The 885-nt window shown below is 78.0% G+C and carries 1 protein-coding gene; it reads left to right on the forward strand.

Annotation, left to right across the window (positions count from 1 at the left end):
• Nucleotides 1-885, forward strand: an 885-nt coding sequence (locus G3I41_RS14215) for a GTPase-associated protein 1-related protein (RefSeq protein ID WP_275408411.1), incomplete at both ends; no start/stop codon positions are given.

Genomic DNA, 885 nt, shown 5'->3' on the forward strand with positions numbered 1-885 from the left:
ACCCGCCGGCTGGTCGAGGCGCTGACCTCGCCCGGGGCGGACGGCCGCTCAGGTCCCGAGTTCGACGCCGCCGGGCGGCTGTTCGCCGCGCTCGACGGCCGCTCCCCCACGACCACCACCGCCCCGCTCGCCGCGATGCTGGTGACGGAGGCGGTGCGCGGCGGCAACGGCTCGCTGGAGCTGCCCGGCCGCACCGCGTTCAGCGGCCCGGAGGGCGCGGCCGTCGCCGGGGTGCTCGGGCCGGAGATCGTGACCGAGCTGGGTGGCGCGGGGGTCGGCCTGGACGTGGCCCGTACGGTGCAACTGCTGCGGGTGGCCCGGTTGCTCGGGGTGGACTGCGCCGGGCTGCTGCCCTCCGTGGTGGACCGGCTGGCGCCCGCGCTGCTGACGGGCGGTGAGGAGGGCGCACCCGGCTGGGCACCGGCCCTGCTCGAACTGATGGACGAACAGTTCGATGTGCGTACGGCACTGCTCGGGGCGCTCGACCGGATCGCCCCGGACCATCCGGCGGGGGTGGCGCGGCTGCTGAGCCGGGTGCCGCTGCCGTTCACCGGCACGCAGGCGCTGCCGCACCTGCGGATGTGCGCCGGGGCGCCGGAGGCCAGGGCCGACTGCGGAGACGACCGGGTCGCGACCCTCCAGCGGATCCTGCGGGCCGGCGGGGTGTCGCCGTTCGCGGAGCCGCTGGTACTGCGGACGGGGGTGGGCCTGGTGTGGAACGAGGAGGCGCCGACGGCCGCCGAGGCCCGGCAGCTGCTGGAGGCGGCGACCTCGGACGCGCACCGGGCGGCCGGCACCTGGTCGGTCCTGGTGGCCGCCGCGCTCTCGGCCGGCGCCGATGACGGGGCGGCCCCGGAGCTGGCCCACGACCTGCTGCGCGGCTTC

The organism is Streptomyces sp. SID9727, from assembly GCF_010550605.1.
Taxonomy (GTDB): domain Bacteria; phylum Actinomycetota; class Actinomycetes; order Streptomycetales; family Streptomycetaceae; genus Streptomyces.